16 protein-coding genes and 1 pseudogene are annotated in these 16,946 nt (G+C 52.2%); 6 read left to right on the forward strand and 11 right to left on the reverse strand.

Annotated features, from left to right (window positions below; translation table 11 throughout):
* Positions 1-220: 220 nt before the first annotated feature.
* The 4 genes and pseudogenes from FJM74_RS22175 to FJM74_RS22185 all read left to right on the forward strand — a co-directional run bounded on the left by FJM74_RS22175 (position 221) and on the right by FJM74_RS22185 (position 3,288).
* Positions 221-508, forward strand: a complete 288-nt coding sequence (locus FJM74_RS22175; protein ID WP_206683998.1) for a cold-shock protein — start codon at positions 221-223, stop codon at positions 506-508.
* 172 nt (positions 509-680) lie between these two features.
* Positions 681-1,130 (forward strand): (2Fe-2S)-binding protein, encoded by a 450-nt coding sequence (locus FJM74_RS04650; protein ID WP_187261398.1) that lies wholly within the window; start codon positions 681-683, stop codon positions 1,128-1,130.
* A gap of 16 nt (positions 1,131-1,146) precedes the next feature.
* Positions 1,147-2,745 (forward strand): annotated as a pseudogene (locus FJM74_RS22180) (molybdopterin cofactor-binding domain-containing protein); the annotation flags it as partial.
* Positions 2,725-3,288 carry a molybdopterin cofactor-binding domain-containing protein gene (locus tag FJM74_RS22185; RefSeq protein ID WP_241738953.1) on the forward strand — a complete coding sequence of 188 codons (564 nt, stop codon included), beginning with the start codon at positions 2,725-2,727 and terminating at the stop codon, positions 3,286-3,288. The pseudogene FJM74_RS22180 and the gene FJM74_RS22185, both read left to right, overlap by 21 nt.
* Before the next feature lie 425 nt (positions 3,289-3,713).
* Here the strand turns inward: FJM74_RS22185 and FJM74_RS04660 are convergent, their stop codons facing one another.
* The 5 genes from FJM74_RS04660 to FJM74_RS04675 all read right to left on the reverse strand — a co-directional run bounded on the left by FJM74_RS04660 (position 3,714) and on the right by FJM74_RS04675 (position 9,707).
* The gene (locus FJM74_RS04660) at positions 3,714-4,976 is read right to left on the reverse strand and encodes an acyloxyacyl hydrolase (RefSeq protein WP_187261399.1); all 1,263 of its coding nucleotides are present in this window, start codon (positions 4,974-4,976) and stop codon (positions 3,714-3,716) included.
* A gap of 44 nt (positions 4,977-5,020) precedes the next feature.
* Positions 5,021-5,155: a hypothetical protein gene (locus FJM74_RS22515; RefSeq protein WP_262890423.1), complete on the reverse strand. Its 135-nt coding sequence runs from the start codon at positions 5,153-5,155 to the stop codon at positions 5,021-5,023.
* A 53-nt stretch (positions 5,156-5,208) separates the two neighbouring features.
* Complete coding sequence (locus FJM74_RS04665) at positions 5,209-6,936, reverse strand: DUF5060 domain-containing protein (RefSeq protein ID WP_187261400.1); 1,728 nt, start codon at positions 6,934-6,936, stop codon at positions 5,209-5,211.
* Between the two features lie 531 nt (positions 6,937-7,467).
* Positions 7,468-8,742, reverse strand: coding sequence for a nucleoside hydrolase-like domain-containing protein (locus FJM74_RS04670; protein ID WP_187261401.1), 1,275 nt, complete (start codon positions 8,740-8,742; stop codon positions 7,468-7,470).
* Between the two features lie 125 nt (positions 8,743-8,867).
* Positions 8,868-9,707, reverse strand: coding sequence for a hypothetical protein (locus FJM74_RS04675; RefSeq protein ID WP_187261402.1), 840 nt, complete (start codon positions 9,705-9,707; stop codon positions 8,868-8,870).
* A gap of 526 nt (positions 9,708-10,233) precedes the next feature.
* Here FJM74_RS04675 and FJM74_RS04680 point away from each other — a divergent pair.
* Complete coding sequence (locus tag FJM74_RS04680; RefSeq protein ID WP_187261403.1) at positions 10,234-10,842, forward strand: hypothetical protein; 609 nt, start codon at positions 10,234-10,236, stop codon at positions 10,840-10,842.
* 88 nt (positions 10,843-10,930) lie between these two features.
* Here FJM74_RS04680 and FJM74_RS04685 read toward each other — a convergent pair whose 3' ends face one another.
* The 6 genes from FJM74_RS04685 to FJM74_RS04710 all read right to left on the reverse strand — a co-directional run bounded on the left by FJM74_RS04685 (position 10,931) and on the right by FJM74_RS04710 (position 16,369).
* Entirely contained in the window at positions 10,931-11,104 is a 174-nt protein-coding gene (locus tag FJM74_RS04685; RefSeq protein WP_241738947.1) for a hypothetical protein, read from the reverse strand.
* A gap of 177 nt (positions 11,105-11,281) precedes the next feature.
* On the reverse strand, positions 11,282-11,473 hold the full coding sequence (locus FJM74_RS04690) for a cold-shock protein (RefSeq protein ID WP_187261405.1): 192 nt from the start codon (positions 11,471-11,473) through the stop codon (positions 11,282-11,284).
* A gap of 504 nt (positions 11,474-11,977) precedes the next feature.
* Positions 11,978-13,423: an NAD-dependent succinate-semialdehyde dehydrogenase gene (locus tag FJM74_RS04695; RefSeq protein ID WP_187261406.1), complete on the reverse strand. Its 1,446-nt coding sequence runs from the start codon at positions 13,421-13,423 to the stop codon at positions 11,978-11,980.
* A 603-nt stretch (positions 13,424-14,026) separates the two neighbouring features.
* A complete protein-coding gene (locus FJM74_RS04700; RefSeq protein WP_187261407.1) occupies positions 14,027-14,518 on the reverse strand; it encodes a VOC family protein in 492 nt (163 codons plus the stop codon).
* A 482-nt stretch (positions 14,519-15,000) separates the two neighbouring features.
* Complete coding sequence (locus FJM74_RS04705; protein WP_187261408.1) at positions 15,001-15,702, reverse strand: DsbA family oxidoreductase; 702 nt, start codon at positions 15,700-15,702, stop codon at positions 15,001-15,003.
* A 34-nt stretch (positions 15,703-15,736) separates the two neighbouring features.
* Entirely contained in the window at positions 15,737-16,369 is a 633-nt protein-coding gene (locus tag FJM74_RS04710) for an NAD(P)H-dependent oxidoreductase (protein ID WP_187261409.1), read from the reverse strand.
* Between the two features lie 115 nt (positions 16,370-16,484).
* Here FJM74_RS04710 and FJM74_RS04715 point away from each other — a divergent pair, with 115 nt between their 5' ends.
* Positions 16,485-16,904: a winged helix-turn-helix transcriptional regulator gene (locus tag FJM74_RS04715; RefSeq protein ID WP_187261410.1), complete on the forward strand. Its 420-nt coding sequence runs from the start codon at positions 16,485-16,487 to the stop codon at positions 16,902-16,904.
* Positions 16,905-16,946 lie beyond the last annotated feature (42 nt).

Below are 16,946 nucleotides of genomic sequence, written 5' to 3' on the forward strand. Positions count from 1 at the left end.
GAATCATTGGAATCAAAATGGCCCTCCGGACCATTTTTGGCCCTGATGCTGCGCCTGCCTCCTCCAAAAAGAAATAGAACAACCCTCTGCTGCCTCGTACGCTCCTGAAGCTATGTGGCGGCTGCTGTGCTTGCAACTAAAGGCAACGCCAGCAATCCTGATTACTGAACAAGGCGCACTGGTGATAACAGCGCCAAATTTTAACCTGTAAAAGCTTATTATGGCAAGATCACAGAACAGCTTCATGAAGAAGCAACTTCAAAGGAAAAAGCAAAAGAAAAAAGAAGACAAAGAGCTGCGGAAGCAGGAACGCCAGGAAAACGCAACCAGCGGAAAACTGGAAGACATGATTGCGTATGTCGACGAGTTTGGCGTGATTTCTTCTACGCCACCTGAAGAGAAAAAAGAAGAAGACGCCTCGGGGATTCTTCTAAAGCAGAAAAAAAATGACCTGAGCACGCATCCCGGAAGGGAGCCAGATATGTTGCCGCAGGTACAGACGCAATAGCGGACAAAGTATCTTATTGCGTTGCCAAAGAATAAGCCGCCAAACAGCTGTTTGGCGGCTTTCTTGTTTTAGGGCCAGGCTGCCCTTTCAGGTGCAAGATACTCCTGTTTTGGCTTGCCATTTCGTTCGGATTTTTCTAAGTTTAGTCCAACTTTACCCAGATCTGAAAATTATGGAGCTTCATATAAACAGTGTTAAACGAACGGTTGGGTCTGCGCCGGATACCAGCCTGCTGCAGGTGCTGCGCGATGAGCTGGACCTGACCGGCAGCAAGTATGGTTGCGGCGAAGGGCAGTGCGGTGCCTGCACCGTGCTGCTGGACGGGGTAGCGGTGCGATCGTGCCGGGTACCGGTAGAAGGGGCGCAGAACAAGCAGATCACCACCATAGAGGGGCTGGAGCAGGACGGAAAGCTGCACCCGGTGCAGGAGGCTTTTCTGAAGGTAGATGTGTTCCAGTGTGGCTACTGTGCGCCGGGCATGATCATGGCGGCCGTGGGGCTGCTGCAGCAAAATGCCCAGCCCAGCGAGGAGCAGATCATCAGCGCCATGAATGGCAACATCTGTCGCTGTGGCACCTATCCGCGCATTGTCAGGGCCATAAAAGAAGCCGCTAAGGCCTAAGGAGAATGAGAGGATGATGGAAGAAATTAAACGTATAGCCGGGCAGCAGGAGCAGCAGCAGCTTGCAGTAAACCAAAGCAGACGAAAATTCCTGAAGCTGCTGGGAGGTGGCATAGCCGTGAGTTTTGTGCTGCAGGATGCCTTTGCCCTGCTCTCCGACACCGATGCCCCAACACCCGCCCAGAAAGCTACCTCCAAACAAGTAGGAGGGTGGCTGCACATCGGCGAGGATGATGTGATAACCGTTTATACAGGCAAGGTAGAGGTAGGGCAGAACATCCGGACCTCGCTGGCGCAGGTGGTGGCCGAGGAGCTACGGGTGCCGGTGCAATCCATTAAAATGGTGATGGGCGACACCGACCTGGTGCCTTACGATGCCGGAACCTTTGGCAGCCGCAGCACCCCGAGCATGGGGCCACAACTCCGCAGGGCAGCCGCCACCGCCCGCGCCATGCTGTTGGACCAGGCCGCGCAGCACTGGAAAGCCGACAAGAACTCCCTCAGTATAGCCGACGGGAAAATCATCAACACCAGAAATAATGAAAGCCTCAGTTTCGGGCAGCTGACCAAAGGCAAGGCGTTGCTGGAGGCAGTGGCAGAAGATGCCGCCTTAACGCCCACTGAGCAATGGAAAATAGCCGGAACATCGGTGCCAAAAGTAAACGGCCACGACATTATTACCGGCAGGCATACTTTTGTATCTGATTTGAAGCTGCCCGGCATGCTGCATGGTAAAATATTGCGCGCACCAGCCTTTGGCGCTAGCTTAACACAGGCTGATGTTGCCGCTGCCAAGGCCATGCCCGGCGTGGTAGTAGTGCAGGAAGGTAATTTTGTGGGTGTAGCTGCCCCCGATCGTGCAGCAGCCGAAAAAGCCATTGCCGCCATTAAACCCATCTGGCAAACTACACCGCAGCCATCGCGCGCCGAGATATTTGATTACCTGAAGCAGAATGCCTCCACACCACGCTCAGGGGGCAGAGGCAGCATTAGCCAGGGCAGCATAGACGCTGGCCTGGCCGCCGACAAAACCCTGAAAGCCACCTACCACATCGACTACATTGCCCATGCCCCCATGGAGCCGCGTGCTGCGCTGGCGCAGTGGGAGAATGGCAAACTCACCGTCTGGACCGGTACCCAACGCCCCTTTGGCGTGCAGGACGACCTGGCCAGAGCGTTTAAGCTCGATAAGGAGCAGGTGCGGGTCATTATGCCCGACACGGGCTCTGCCTATGGCGGCAAACACTCCGGGGAGGCGGCACTGGAGGCTGCCCGCCTGGCAAAGGCCGCGCAGAAACCCGTAAAGCTTACCTAGACGCGCGAAGAAGAATTTACCTGGGCCTATTTCCGGCCAGCTGGTGTGATAGAGGTGAGAAGTGGTGTGAAAACAGATGGTACGCTTACTGCCTGGGAATTCCATAACTACAACTCCGGTCCTGCCGGTATTCAAACACCATATAAGGTGCCAAACCAGCAGATACAGTTCCACCCTGTTGACTCACCCCTGAAACAAGGCTCTTACCGGGGACTGGCTTCTACGGCCAACATCTTTGTGCTGGAGTCGCAGATGGACGACCTGGCCAGCCTTGTAGGCATGGACCCGCTCATCTTCCGGCTCAAAAACCTGCAGGAGCCACGCCTCCGTGCCGCATTTGAGGCTGCTGCCAAAGCATTTGGTTGGGGGAAAACCAAACCTGCCAAAAACCACGGCTACGGTATAGGAGGAGGCACAGAGAAAGGCGGCTTCACGGCAACCTGTGCCGAAGTAGCCGTAGATCCGAAGTCGGGCGATGTGAAGGTGCTGCGCCTCACAACTGCCTTTGAGTGCGGTGCTGTCATCAACCCGGAGCACCTCGATAACCAGATCCTGGGCTCCATTGTGCAGGGCCTGGGTGGAGCGCTCTTCGAAGCGGTAGATTTTAAGGACGGTAAAATCCTGAACCCGCATTTTGCCCAGTACCGGGTGCCCCGCTTTAAAGACATGCCTGCCATCCAGATCATCCAGCTCAACCGCAAAGACCTGCCCTCTGCCGGTGCCGGAGAAGCTCCCATTGTGGGGATAGCCCCTGCCATCCGGAATGCCATTGCGGCTGCCACTGGTGTTCGGCTAAAGGCGCTGCCGCTGGTGCCGAAGGGGCTTGAAGCTTTTAAAAGCTAGAAATCCGGGGCAGCGTCAGGAGCAGTTGAGGCTTAGGGAGGGCTGTATTGGTTGTTGATTGTTGGTTGTTAAATTGTTGAACGGTTGATTTTTTAAATTTGAAGGTGAATTACATCGGCTTTGAAAGAACGATCAGCTCCTTAGTTTTGATTTTTAACTTTCAAAGAAAGTCTTCTGTCTGACGTCTTGCTTCCATTATTAGAAGCAGCAGCAGTAGAGTCTATGGAGGTGCATTTTCATTCAAATAATTTATACCCCAATCCTCTGGATCCCTGGCTATACGATTGCATGCGCTGTCCCCTGGCAGCGCACTTTGGCTGGGGCTGCATGGTAAAGACGGGGTTGCAAGGGGACGGTCCGGGAAGTAAGGGTGAGCCAAGGAATTGATAGCAGAATGTCATCTAACAACAGCACCTTCGACAGTATTACCTCCTAAAACTATACGTAACCCTTAAATCTATAAACTCAGCTACCTGCCGGTGGGCCAGGAGGTTAAAGCCGAAGCCCAGGTTTTGGCCAGCCCGGTACTGCAGGCCCCAACGGTGGTAGAGGCGGTCGAAGTAAGGCGTTTGGTCAAAGACATAGACGCCCAACTGCTGACTAAAAAGGAACTTGCCCAGGATAAACTCATGGCCGGCCATGACTCCGGCTTTAACTTCACTGCCCTCTTCCGAATCGGAATCTAGTCTGCTGCGGAGTTCCTTGTCGCGGTACACTTCGGTGGCCAGCGTCAGGTTACTTATTCTACCTACCTGTTTTGCTCCCTGCAGCGCCACACCTGCCATGGGGTAGCGCTTTCGGTTGCCTTCCGTGTCGTAGCCTTTCCGGGCGATGCCAAACAAGGTAATGTCCCAGCGAGGGGAATCCTCGGCCCAGTATTTTTCGGTGGAGCGGGGGTGGGTATTGTAGGCACGGGTTTTGGGCTGGTAACTGAAAGCGACTCCTGCCGTGGGCCAGTTAATGCCCTTGTTTGGTTTGCGCAGGCCGCCGTTCGAAATATGCTGGTAATTGACTGACGGGTTCAGCCACCAATGTTCACTAAGCCGGAACCAGGCACCTATTCCTAACAACAGGTAACCATTTAGGTAAGTGGAGTAAGACTGGTTGGCCGGGTTGCTGGTTTCATGGTGCGGGTTAGTGAGGTACGACAGCCCGGCAGCGCCCTTAAAGGACAAGAATGACTTTTGAGTAAGTTTATAAGTCGGCTCCAGGAAATAAGAAGCATTTACTCCTCTTCCCAGGACGGCATTATCAAAATCGTAGTAAGAGAGCAGCAGCCCGTTGCGGGGGAAACAATTGCAGAGGTCCCAGGTGTCGGGGTCGTTGCGTTGCCAGCTTAATACCAGTTCGGCTCCTAGCGGGTTGGACCCTTTGGTGTTCTGCACATCCTGCGAATGGGCAAAGATAAACCCGTACTGCCATCCTGCACCCACAGAGAGCAGGCTCGGTAGCCTGCCCGCCTCCTGATGTGCATCAGTAGAATCGGATTGAGCTGCCGCCTGGGTATAACAGATGCTAAAGACTATCAGCGCAAGCACGAGTCTGTGGTAGCTGCAGATTTTTGGGAAGCGCCTTTTAGGAGAGTAGGAGAGGTAGAGAATCAGGAAACATAGCAGAGGTGCCATCAAAAACATACGCCTTTCTTCTAAGTTTTTACCATTTTCAGTAGTATTTACTAAAAATGCCATGTTTAGATTTTCTAGCTTCTGATTTTGTGCCTGATTGAAAGTTTTCAGAAGTTGGTAAGGTCAAAATGCTGTCTGTTGCCATGCCTGATGCCGGCATCGGTACAAAAGGAGAAGTCTGATGGTGGATGCTTTAATTTAGGGGCATCTACGCGCACATCATTCTGCCATAAAACAAACAAGGTTTCCCTGATTTACCTCAGAGAAACCTTGCCTTTGAATTGTTTTTTCTGGCTTACTCCGATTTCAGGATCAGCACCCAGTCTGTGTTTTTGTTCGGGGCTTTAAAGCTTACCGGAGCCTCTTCTCCTTTGCCACGAACAGCGACAGCGGCCTTCTTTTTCCCGGTTTTGGTATCAACCCAGGTGTTGCGGTTATAGTTGCCTTCTGCCAGTTTAAGCGCGAAGTGCTCGCCATCGGGCGCGAAGACCAGGTACTGCCTTCCGGGCTCAGCCAGGGCATAAACGCGCATGGTCTGGTGCGCTGCCAGCAGTTCGTCGTGCGGGCGCATCTTATAAAACTCCACCTCTTTGCTGAACACCTGTGCCAGCACCTCTATGTACTGCTCAGAGGCGGTGAAGGCATTTTCTTTGTGGAAGGGCAGGCCATCGGGGCCGCCGGCAAAAAGTTCGTATTCTTTCGCGTGGCCGTTCCAGGTGAAGGAGGCTCCTGCTGTGGCACAGGCCCAGGCAGAGCGCCGGAGGTCGTCCTGGGTGGCGCCTACACGTTCGTGCCAGAACCTGCGCCAGAGCGCATTTCCCTCGCTCATAAAAACAGGCTTGCCGGCATAACCGAGCAGGCAGGCCATGTGGTGTGTCCAGGCATCGCGCCAGAGGTGGCGCTCCAGCGTTTTGGCCGGGGCGGCAATCTGGTGGTTCTCAATGGCGGCAAAGGTATACTCAGGCAGGTGGTAGTGGTTTTCGCGCGGAAACTCGTCTTCGTAGGTGCGTAGGTGGTTGAACACGTCGTACTGCGCCACCAGGCGGGCAAAACCAAGTTCATGGCTTTCGCGGTCGCCGGGCACTTCCCATACAAAGTTCCAGCCGGCCAGGTTGGCGTAAGGAGCGAGGCGTGCCACCATGTAGCGCACCATAAAATCTTTTTCTTCTGCGGAAAGTTTGCTCCAGTCAGGGCCTTCGTTCTGGCTGCCATCTACGCCCAGGAACATGTGTACGCCAATGTTTTTGTCGTTGAGCCAGCCCATGTGCTGCTCCATCCGTCGCCATACATCCAGGTTCATGGTGCTGCTGGCCTTGCCTTCCTCATACAGCGCCAGGTCCAGGGTCTCGGGTTCGGGCCCATCGAGGTAATATTGTTTAAAACAGCACAGCGACAGCAGCCAGTTTGCCTGCAGGTGGTTATAGCCGTGCTCTACAAACTTGCTGTACACGTTCTGCACCACCCAGTCAAAATTCTGCCCGATGGAGCCGTGGCCGGTTTCGTAGTACGACTTGAGCCATACCGGTTCGGTGCCATTGTAGGCAAACCAGTGCGGGTTCTGGGCGTACGGCTGCAAAATGCCTTTGCCGGCTCCCTCGGCCGTGCAGGTAAAACTGCCCTGACCGCCTTTGGTGCCGTCGGTCCAGGAGTAGACATAGCGCCAGGTGCCTACTTCGTCGGGCATGAAACGCATTTTCCAGGTGTTGCCTGTAGTAGCGTTGCCTTTCCCGCTGCCGTCGCCATCAAAGAAGCCCCGGAAGTTGACCAGTTTGCCGGATGGTGCCTGGTACTGCACCAGCAGTTCTACATCAGTGAACTTGTTGGCGTAGGGCTTCTCGTTGGTAAGCGCAGCCTCGAAGAGTTTGTACTGGCTCACGGTGGTAGCAGCCTGCAAATTTCCGGAGCTGTTTGGCTGGCCGGGCGGAGTACCTGCTGCAGGAGCAGCTGTTCCCTGTAGTTGCTGCGGTTGTGTGCAGGCCAACAGGAGGAGAAGGAAGGCGAAGAGCTTCAGGTTTTGGATCATTATTTTAATGTGCAAATTTTTTAATGTGCTGATGTGATAAAGGTGCTGATGTGCTAATTTGGAATCGTGGGCCAGGAAGTCTGACATTTCGTTAAATTATTCTAATGAAATTGGCCCTCCAGCGGCTCTGCTGCTCCTGCTGCTCCTGCTGCTCCTGCTGCTGTCTGTACCTTGATTATAAGGGTTAAAAGAATTAACCTGGTTTGCTTCTATAGCAGTTGACCGGCTATCTCTCATCGCCTCAGACACTCGCAGGAGCTGCGCACACTGCGAGGTCTTGAGCCATTTGCTGGTTCTAGCTTGTAGCCCAGACTATTTGTTTATAAACTTCCAATGTTTAAGTAGTAGTAGCAGCAGCAGCAATGATCCCAGAGGACTATTTTCATTCAAATAATTCGATAAAAACTAAAGCTGACCACGCTGTGCGCGCAGCTCCTGTGAGCGTCTGGGGCAATAGTTAAAAAAATCAGTCTAAAATCTTAAATCAGTCAAAACATTAAAATTAACACCCAAGGATTCGAATGTGATGATTTACTTTTCTGCCAGCCAGGCCCAGCGTTTTGCCCAATCATTCAGGAAATCCTGTTGCCAGCGGGTAATAGTTCTGGCTCCCTGGTGCGGCCCCACAAATAGTTTCGGGTCGGGATTGTCGGACCACCAGCCGTTGAGCGGCGCAAAGTCCTGCTGGTGCCGCTCTCCCGGCCAGGGGTCAACGCTGGTGAACTGCCCCTGCAGGCCATCCAGCTCTTTTATGGGGCTGCTGATGCGGTAACTCCACTTGCCGGCAGACTTGGGTACAAACCGCACACGGTAGCGCCCCTTGCCTTCGTAATAGCCTTCAAATTGTTGGCCGCTTACTTCCAGCCACAGTGCAGGCTCTTCTGTGGCTGGTCCTTTGTCCGGCCCCGGCAGCACCCATTCTATCAGCCCGAACACCGGCACCTGATCGGCTAAGGTGGTTGCTCTCCCGAACATCCGGCGGGAGCTGTATGGTAGCGGCACAAAGCTGCCGCCCCAGCTTGCTTCCTGTGGCTTTTCGGGGTTGCCGTGGAGCAGGTAGGCTACCGAAGGGGTGTCGCCCATTTTGATGACGCCTTGGTAATAGTTGCCGAAATCGCGGCCCATGGCACCGTGCCCTTTTATGTGCTTCTCGTAGTAATTGCTGTTGCCGAACGTCTTCCCGGTTTGATGATCAGTGAACCAACCCCGGTAGGTGGCGTTGGCTTCAATGAACCACAGGTTCGGGAAATTGCTGGCCAGGTAGTGGTAGGCATCGGCTCCCCACTTTTTGTTGGGTCCGCCAATCCAGTACACCCGCAGCTTAGGGGCTATTTCTGGGGCATCGTGCAGGGCCTGGGCCACATCTTCTATGCCGCCCCACACCAGCACCCACAGGGGCTGCTGGCTTTTGCGTTTGGCACATTCTATTATCCAGTCAGATCCTTCGCTCGGGCTGCTCCAGCCCCTGGCCGGTGCCCGCTCAGTGGCTCCCTGCTTCACCACAGCCCGTAGAGCATCGGCCTCCGGCAGTTCTTTGGCATGGGGCTTTAGTCTGGGGTAATCCTTTTCGTAGAGGTTGATGATGTGCAGCAAATCCTTTGTGCGGCCCTCCCCATAAGGCGAGGATATCAGCCCTTCTGTTTCAAAATGGTCGGCATACATCAGGTAGTGGATCATCGACTGAAAATCGTCGTCGTCCGTTCCGCCAATATCGGTGCTCACAATTACCCGTGGCCTGACCTTGTCCTGCCCCAAAAGCGGCATGGTCAGCAATAGCAGTAGCAAAATTTGAACTGATTTGATCATGGCTTTCCGGTTTTGAAGGTCAGACTTTTGGTTGAATTGTTACATTGTTGGATTGTTAAAAATCTCCGTTTAAATAATGCCACCCTCACTCACTCACTCACTCACTCACTCACTCACTCACTCACTCATTTCCTAAACGGGTCTTTCAGGAATTTAGTGATCATTTTAGACATCTTCCGGTGGCTTTTGGAGGCATCGGCGAAGCCGATAATGCAGACGTGCTCGTTGCCGCTCATGCCGTACACTTTGTGGCCGTTTTCGGGGCCGGAGCGGCCGAAACTGTAGAGGTCCATGTTGTGCACATTGCCTTTGCGGATCTGGCGGTGATTCTCGTTGGGCGCATCATCGTCGGGCGTTTTGGCCAGGAATAGGTAGCTTTTTGCTTTCGGGTCGCCGAGGTAGAACCACTCCGGCGAGAAATCAAGAAACTCGCCGCTCGGGATGTGCTTTTTGCCATCGGCGGTCACAAAATAGTCTTCTGCATCAGCAGTGCCACCAGCTACGCCTTCATACAGAAAAGCATATTCGCCTTTCGATTTTAAAACTTTGATGGCTACCCGATCCGGAAAAAACCAGTACTGGAATGTGAAGTCGGGGTTGGAGGACTCCAGTATCACCAGGTCGCCTTCGGTTTTGCCATTCAGCACCGTATTGGTGGAGTTACTGTTGCGGCCGGCGTGGCCAAAATTGCCGGTGCTGTTCGGGAAGCCCCTGAAATCGCCGTTCGGGCCAGGCTCCATGTAAGAGGCTATCCAGTCGTTGCCTTCCTTGTCAATAAAGCTCTTAAAACCGGATACGCCATTGTCTTTTTCGAAGTAAACGGTGCCCATGGGCATCTCAATTTTGTAGCAGCCGGTGCCGTGCCACTGCACCTCCGTAAGCTTTACCTTTTGCGGAAAGGCCGGTGAAACCGAAAGGAGCAGCAGCAGCAGCAGCAGGGGCACAAACGTTTTAAAGAGTTTCATGAAGGGTTGGTTAAATTAATTTTAATATAGTTATAAAGATAAAATGCTTCGGGCTTTCTGTGGATACCTAACGGATGCAATCTGCAAAATATGTAACTTGCAATAGGTCTGCAGCAAGCAATGGGTTGGCAGGTGATTTCTAAAACCTGTTGCCTTTAGTGCCGCTGCTTTTGTTTAGTTATTTATATATGCACGCTTTATTTATTTTTGAAGGGAATATAAACAGATAATCCAGAGTGTGCAAATAATAAGGAACATTCATTAGCAATAAGAGATGATTTCCTGATGTGGCGCGGCGAAGAACGGGGCGCATCATTGTCTGTGTATCAGGTAGAAGATCTGGGGCGGCAGCAGAAGGCATCCCTAGCAGGAAAGATAAAGGCTCAAAAGAGTCGACAAAGTTGATAAACGCTTCAACTGGCGTAGCAGGATTTGCTTTTTGCTTGATTTGAACCGCTTAAATGCGTAAATTCCATTGCAATTCAGACCCGGAAAAATTCTGTTTTGTTTAACTCAACCTAAAATTATGGCTATAATCAAAACAGTAGTAACGCTGGCACTTGTGCTGGCAGGCGCCTGCTCTATGGCACAGACCAAAGCGCCTGCTCCTGATGTGCAGATTAAAGCGGCTTTGCTGGCGGCACCATCGGAGAAAAGGAATGGGGCATCTGTGTTAGGCTATAACCAGAAAGGGGAACTGGTGCAGTTGCGGAAGGGAACAAACGAGCTGGTTTGCCTGGCCGATGACCCGGGGCAGAAAGGCTTTTCGGTGTCGTGTTACCACCAGGACCTGGAACCTTTTATGGCGCGGGGGCGGGAACTACGGAAAGCAGGTAAGAACACCAGGGAAATTTTTGACATGCGCGAGAATGAGGCAAAAAGCGGGAAGCTGGCTTTGCCCAAACAGCCGACCTCGTTGTTTGTGTACACGGCTGCAGAGGACAATTTTGATCCGGCGACCGGAGAAGTAAAAGACGGTTACCTGCGTTACGTGGTGTACATTCCGTATGCGACCTCCGAAACCACCGGCCTTCCCCTGAAGCCCGAAGGACCGGCCATGCCCTGGATCATGCACCCGGGCACGCATGGGGCGCATATCATGATCAGTCCGCCAAAAAGTACTGCAGGGCAGTAGGCGACCGGCACAAAAAAAGGTCCACAGCCTTTTGTTTGCTGTGGACCTTTCCTGTTAACGTGGGTTAACTGCTCAATCAGAGCCAGACTTAGTATCGGAACAAGAAATTAGTGCCGTTACGAATCCACTTTTCAAAGAAGGAGTTGTCGTTATACTCGCCGGAGAGCAGTTCAAAGTCAGCTCTGTCTTTGTTGGAGCGCGAGTTCATAAAGTTCGGTAGAGAGTCCTGGTTGTTTGGTTCCCAGTCCTGACCTTTTTGCAAAGCAATACAAATATATTCCCTTGTAGTGCTATCAACTAGATATTTTCTGTTCATTTAAGTAAGTTACGCCTTTTTATTTGTGAATACAAATGAAGCAGGTGAATTGGTGAGAAATATAAATAAAAAAAGCCTTACAGGTCATGTAAGGCTTTTTTCAGAATGACTTATATGATAAAACTAAACCAGCTGCACATTTACAGCGTTCAGTCCTCTTTTACCTTCCTGCAGATCAAAAGTCACCTCGTCGTTCTGTCTGATGTCATTCATTAGTCCAGATACGTGCACAAAGTACTCTTGGTCTGAATTTGTTTCTTTAATAAATCCGAATCCTTTCAGATCGTTAAAGAATTTTACTGTTCCTTGATTCATAATAATTGTTTGTTATACTATTAGTACATGAAGATATGAAAAAATGTTCATTTATTCTTCATTTATTTTAGCCGTATCCGGGAATAGTGCGCCTGGCGCGTTGTAGTGGCATAAATAATTTAGTTAACTTTATTTTTGCTGCAGTAACTAGGTGCCTTAGAAGGATAACTCCACTGCTCAGTTTGTACTCGAGGCAGGATCTAGCGGCAAGGGAGGGTAAGCAGGTGCTATAAGGTCTGGGCTAGCATAGTTACTGATTCAGCCCCAGCCTGCAGAAGCTTCGTTCTCGCGCCCGTCTCCAGGCGCACTTTTAGCTGATCGGCTAAACAAACCGGAGGTCTGGTTTTTAATTTTAGAGAAAACTTTCCTATCTAAATCAACACTACTCTAAATCTTCGAATTTAATCATTAGCACAGCAGCACAATTACTAATTGGCAAATCGAGAGAATTATTCCAATCAAAATGCCCCTCCGGAGCCTCGGCCGCTCCTTTGAGGTAAGAGGCTACTTTATGCCGCCAAAACACATGTACTTGATTTCCATAAAGTAGTCCATGCCGTATTTGGAGCCTTCGCGGCCAAAGCCTGATTCTTTCATGCCGCCGAACGGGGCGACCTCGGTGGAGATCATGCCTTCGTTTATACCGACCATGCCATATTCCAGGGCTTCGGCCACGCGCCAGCAGCGGGCCACGTCTTTGCTGTAAAAGTAGGATGCCAGCCCGTACGCTGTGTCGTTTGCCAACTGAATGGCCTCCTCTTCAGTGCTGAATCTGAAAACAGGCGCCACGGGTCCGAATACTTCTTCGCGGGAAATGAGCATGCCCGGGTTGGCATCGGCCAGCACGGTGGGTTTGTAAAAGAGCCCGTCCAGCGGCTTGCCTCCTTCCGTTACGCGGGCACCTTTGGCAATGGCGTCTTCTACATGCTCCTTCACTTTCTCCAAGCCTTTTTCGTTAATCAACGGCCCCACCTGCACGTCCTTCTCTAAACCATTGCCCACTTTAAGCGCTGCCACGGCCTCCGAAAATTTCTCTACAAACTCGTCGTACACTTGGTCCTGCACCAGTACGCGGTTCACGCACACGCAGGTCTGGCCGTTGTTCCGGAACTTGGAGAGGATGGCCCCTTTTACGGCCGCCTCTATGTCGGCATCTTCGAACACGATAAAGGGTGCATTGCCGCCTAACTCCAGCGAGAGTTTTTTGAGGGTAGGGGCACTTTGCTCCATCAGGATCTTGCCCACAGGGGTGGAGCCGGTAAAGGAGAGTTTGCGGACCTTTGTGTTTTCGCAGAGCTCTTTGCCGATGTCGCTGCTGTTGCTGGAGGTGATGGTGTTGTATACGCCTGGCGGAAAGCCTGCTTTTTCGGCGAGGTAGGCAATGGCAAGAGCGGTAAGCGGGGTTTCGGATGGCGGCTTTACTACCACGGTACTGCCGGCTGCCAGAGCGGGGCCTACTTTGCGGGTTATCATGGCGAGCGGAAAATTCCAGGGCGTAATTGCTGCTGCCACTCCCACCGACTGTTTGATCACGACCAGCCTGCGGTCGCGGGAGTAGGAGGGGATTACATCGCCGTAGGTGCGCTTTGCTTCTTCGGCAAACCATTCTATGAAGGAGGCGCCGTAGTCTACTTCTCCTAAACTCTCCTGCAGTACTTTGCCGCACTCCATGGTCATCAGGCGGGCGAGTTCCTCTTTGTGCTCGAGCATCAGGTTAAACCAGGTCCGCATCAGGCTGGCCCGTTCTTTGGCGGTGGTGTCGCGGTAGGCGGGCCAGGCGGCATGGGCGGCGTCTATGGCCCGGCGGGTGTCGGCTCTGTCCATGTCGGTTACGCTGGCTATCACTTTGCCGGTGGCCGGGTTGGTTACCGCAAAGGTTTTGCCGCTGCCTGCCTTTACCCACTGGCCATTCACGTAGGCTTCGGTTCTTATCAAACTGTTCTGTTCCATGTGCTTGTGTCGGTTGGTGCAGTATCAGGAGGTAAATTAGGAAATTATTACCTGCCATGCTGCTGTACTTACTACGAAACTTGCCGGCGCAAGGCAACGAACTACTGAAGGAAGTGGTTTGCATCTTTGGATAGCAACAGGAGCATCAGCAGTAGTTTTGCCTCCGGAGGGCCATTTTGATTAGAATAATCTAGGATATATGATACATGCTGGGGGTATGGATATAGAAATTCTACTACCTACAGGTTCCATCTGTCTTAGCTGCTGCTCGGTCCGGTGCATTTAACCATTCTATTGCATAGCTGGGGCTCCGGGCGCTCACGGCTGGGGAAGGGGCCCTCTATAAGCGAGGCCTCGTCCCTGGCCATCGGCGCTGTGTTCGCTCCTGCCAGGGGTGCAGGGGCCCTTTTTAGACTCGCTCTCTCTCAGGCTGCCTGCGGCACCGGACCTCTCAAGGCGCCGATGGCCAGCGACTGGGATTTGTGAGATAGCCAAGTCTGATGCCGTGCAACAACCTTGTGTAACTAATGATTGCTATTTCCATATCCCTATATATGTTATAAACCGAATAATTTTGAACGCTCAGGGGCAGGAAGGGTGGTTTCAGTCGAGTTCTTTTAGGAGCCCGTGCACATCGAGGGGGCGGGTGTACATGTTAAGAGAGCCGTCGGGGTTGGAGGGCCATTCTTCTTTTGGCCGGTCCCAGTACAGTTCCACCCCGTTCTGGTCGGGGTCGTTGAGGTAAAGGGCTTCGGATACGCCGTGGTCGGAGGCACCGGTAAGCGGGTAACCGGCATCGAGCAAGCGGCGCAGGATCGCGGCCAGGTCTTTGCGGGTCGGGTACAGGATGGCCGTATGGAAAAGGCCTGTGCTACTGGCAGGAGGAGGGGAGCCATCTTTGCTGTACCAGGTGTTCAGCCCGATGTGGTGATGGTAACCTCCCGCCGAGATAAAAACGGCGTCTTTGCCATAGGTGGTGGTGATTTCGAAACCCAGCAGGTCGCGGTAAAACTTCAGGGCGCGGTCTATGTTGGCCACCTTCAGGTGCACATGCCCGATTCGGGTCTGTGCTGGTATGGTATAGTTCTCTTCCATTTCTTTTTTGATGCTAGTTATTAGAAGTTAGACTGAAGCTGTCATCTGGTTACGAAAAAAAGATCTTACTCAGGCAGTTTATTGTCCACCTCGGAGGTTGAGACCCTCTATAAAGAAGGAGGTAGGGAATGACCTAAACCTGAGAATAAATAAATCAAGTGGCGGGGTAAACTCTTTCTTTCTGCAGCCCGTGATTCATCCCCCTTACCCCCTACAAAGGGGGACTTCTCCTCTAAATATATCCTCTCGAAGTTATTTATAGTTGATATCGGTGATAGAAAGAAAATACTGGTAATCTGAAATTAAGTGAGCCATAAACAACATGCTCCATAAACAAAAAAAGTGTGCCGACGCCTTTATTGCTTCAACACACTTTTCTACAAGGCAGCCTTAGCTATTATTACTGCTCCGGGATAATCTTTGTTTTAAAAGAATGCTAAGCATTTTACCTTTAGCTTCGGGCCAGAAAGGGGCAAGACCTTTTAGCAATTACCATCTACGCCGCAGCTATCGCCGGCCTGGCTTATTTCTTCAAAGGCCGGGCTCACCTGAGCGAACACCTGGTGGAATGCCTCGGGCGGCTGCGCGCCACTAATCAGGTATTTGTTGTTGATGATGAAGGCAGGCACGCCGGTTATGCCGGAAGCTTTTGCCCAGCGTTCCATCTCCAGCACCGCCTCGTTACCTTCCTCTCCCTCAAAAAAGCCCTCCAGCCGTTCGGCCGGTATGCCGTTGGCAATGCCTATTTCAGTTAGCAGGCGGGTGTCGTTCATGTTCTTTCCTTCGGTGAAGTAGCTGTAGAAAAGGGCCTCGGCCACCTGTTGCTGCACCCCGCATTCGCCGGCCAGCCAGATTAGCCGGTGGCCGTTAAAGGTGTTGTTCACGGCAGTCAGCCTGTCGAAGTTAAAGTCGATGCCCTCTGCTGCCCCGGCCTCTGTCAGGCGCTGGTTCATGGCGCCTAGTTGCGCTATAATCTGCGGACCGTAGTTTCTCGTGAAGTACTCCTCGCGGTCCATGCCCTCCTGCGGAATATTGGGGTTCAGCTCAAAAGGCTTAAAGCCTACTTCAAACTCAAACTTGTCTGTTGCCTCGGCCATGGCTTTTTTCAGGCGATGATCGCCTACGTAGCACCAGGGGCAGTTTATATCCGAAACAATGTCTATTTTTATTTTCTGCTTTGTCATGCTGTTAAGTTTTTTGTGTAATGCCGGGATGTTGTTAACTAACAATAAACAGTTTCTCTTTCTGTCGTCTTACTTTTGGTAAAGCCGCCAGCCAGTCGTTAGAAGCATCACGGTAGCCCAGTGGCATCAGGGTAACGCTGCGCAGACCTTTCTCCTTCAGGTGCAGCAACTCATCCAGTTTGGCGTTGTCGAAACCTTCCATAGGCGTGGCGTCTACTTGCTCGGCTGCTGCTGCCAGCAAGGCGGTGCCAAAGGCGATGTAGGCCTGTTTGGCAGCCCAGGTGTGGTTCTGCTCCTGCGTGTTGTTTTCAGCCATCCGAAGCAAGGTGTTCTTAAAATCTGCCAGGTTCTCCTCCGGCATGTTTCGGACGGTGGCGGTGTGGCTGATATATTCGTTTATATGATCGGGTGTCACGTTGTCCCAGGCGGCGAACACCAGCAGGTGCGAGCTCTCCACAATCTGCGGCTGGTTAAAGGCTATCGGCTGTATCTGCTTTCTCAGCTCCGGATCTTCTATGACGAGCACCGTGTAAGGCTGCAGACCCATAGAGGAAGGCGCGAGGCGTATTGCTTCCAGGATGTTGTTCACTTTATCGGCAGGCACTTTCCGGCCATTCATTCTTTTAGAGGCATAGCGCCAGTTCAGTGATTCTATTATCTTGCTCATGTTCTATTAACGTATATACAACAGTAATGATTCAATACTAGGTTACTTTTAGTAACTCAAAAGTATTTAGTAACTTTGACGTACGCAAGAAGGCACAAGCACTACACTAAGGAACATGGATGTAACTAATATTGAGAACCAGCGGGTTAAGGTACAGGAAAAGATAAATAATATTTTCGACGACAGGCAAGGCCTCTCTGGCTGCTGCCCCATTAAGGACATTCTGGGCCGCTTCGGCGACAAGTGGTCCATTTATACCATCCTGATGCTGGGCCGGGAAGAAAAGCTTCGGTTCAACGAGCTGAAGGGGCTGATCTCGGGCATCTCGCAGCGCATGCTCACAGTTACGCTACGATCGCTGGAAGAGGATGGCCTGGTAACGCGAACTGTTTACCCCGAAATTCCGCCCCGGGTGGAGTACAGGCTCACGGAGCTTGGCCAGGGCCTGCTGCTGCAGCTGCTCCAACTGGCCGACTGGGCCAAGCTGCATATCCAGGAAATACTGGACGCCCGCCAACGGTACGCGCAGCAGTGAGCGTAGGTAAGCTATTTGTGCAGCAGCAGCAGCCATGCGTTT

Source organism: Pontibacter beigongshangensis (assembly GCF_014332515.1).
GTDB lineage: Bacteria > Bacteroidota > Bacteroidia > Cytophagales > Hymenobacteraceae > Pontibacter > Pontibacter beigongshangensis.

What these genes read in the sequence shown, in the direction of transcription:
- FJM74_RS22175 (WP_206683998.1), top strand. Translation starts at nt 221, where the DNA reads ATGGCAAGATCACAGAACAGCTTCATGAAGAAGCAACTTCAAAGGAAA.
- FJM74_RS04650 (WP_187261398.1), top strand. Translation starts at nt 681, where the DNA reads ATGGAGCTTCATATAAACAGTGTTAAACGAACGGTTGGGTCTGCGCCG.
- FJM74_RS22185 (WP_241738953.1), top strand. Translation starts at nt 2,725, where the DNA reads ATGGACCCGCTCATCTTCCGGCTCAAAAACCTGCAGGAGCCACGCCTC.
- FJM74_RS04660 (WP_187261399.1), bottom strand. Translation starts at nt 4,976, where the DNA reads ATGGCATTTTTAGTAAATACTACTGAAAATGGTAAAAACTTAGAAGAA.
- FJM74_RS04665 (WP_187261400.1), bottom strand. Translation starts at nt 6,936, where the DNA reads ATGATCCAAAACCTGAAGCTCTTCGCCTTCCTTCTCCTCCTGTTGGCC.
- FJM74_RS04670 (WP_187261401.1), bottom strand. Translation starts at nt 8,742, where the DNA reads ATGATCAAATCAGTTCAAATTTTGCTACTGCTATTGCTGACCATGCCG.
- FJM74_RS04675 (WP_187261402.1), bottom strand. Translation starts at nt 9,707, where the DNA reads ATGAAACTCTTTAAAACGTTTGTGCCCCTGCTGCTGCTGCTGCTGCTC.
- FJM74_RS04680 (WP_187261403.1), top strand. Translation starts at nt 10,234, where the DNA reads ATGGCTATAATCAAAACAGTAGTAACGCTGGCACTTGTGCTGGCAGGC.
- FJM74_RS04690 (WP_187261405.1), bottom strand. Translation starts at nt 11,473, where the DNA reads ATGAATCAAGGAACAGTAAAATTCTTTAACGATCTGAAAGGATTCGGA.
- FJM74_RS04695 (WP_187261406.1), bottom strand. Translation starts at nt 13,423, where the DNA reads ATGGAACAGAACAGTTTGATAAGAACCGAAGCCTACGTGAATGGCCAG.
- FJM74_RS04700 (WP_187261407.1), bottom strand. Translation starts at nt 14,518, where the DNA reads ATGGAAGAGAACTATACCATACCAGCACAGACCCGAATCGGGCATGTG.
- FJM74_RS04705 (WP_187261408.1), bottom strand. Translation starts at nt 15,702, where the DNA reads ATGACAAAGCAGAAAATAAAAATAGACATTGTTTCGGATATAAACTGC.
- FJM74_RS04710 (WP_187261409.1), bottom strand. Translation starts at nt 16,369, where the DNA reads ATGAGCAAGATAATAGAATCACTGAACTGGCGCTATGCCTCTAAAAGA.
- FJM74_RS04715 (WP_187261410.1), top strand. Translation starts at nt 16,485, where the DNA reads ATGGATGTAACTAATATTGAGAACCAGCGGGTTAAGGTACAGGAAAAG.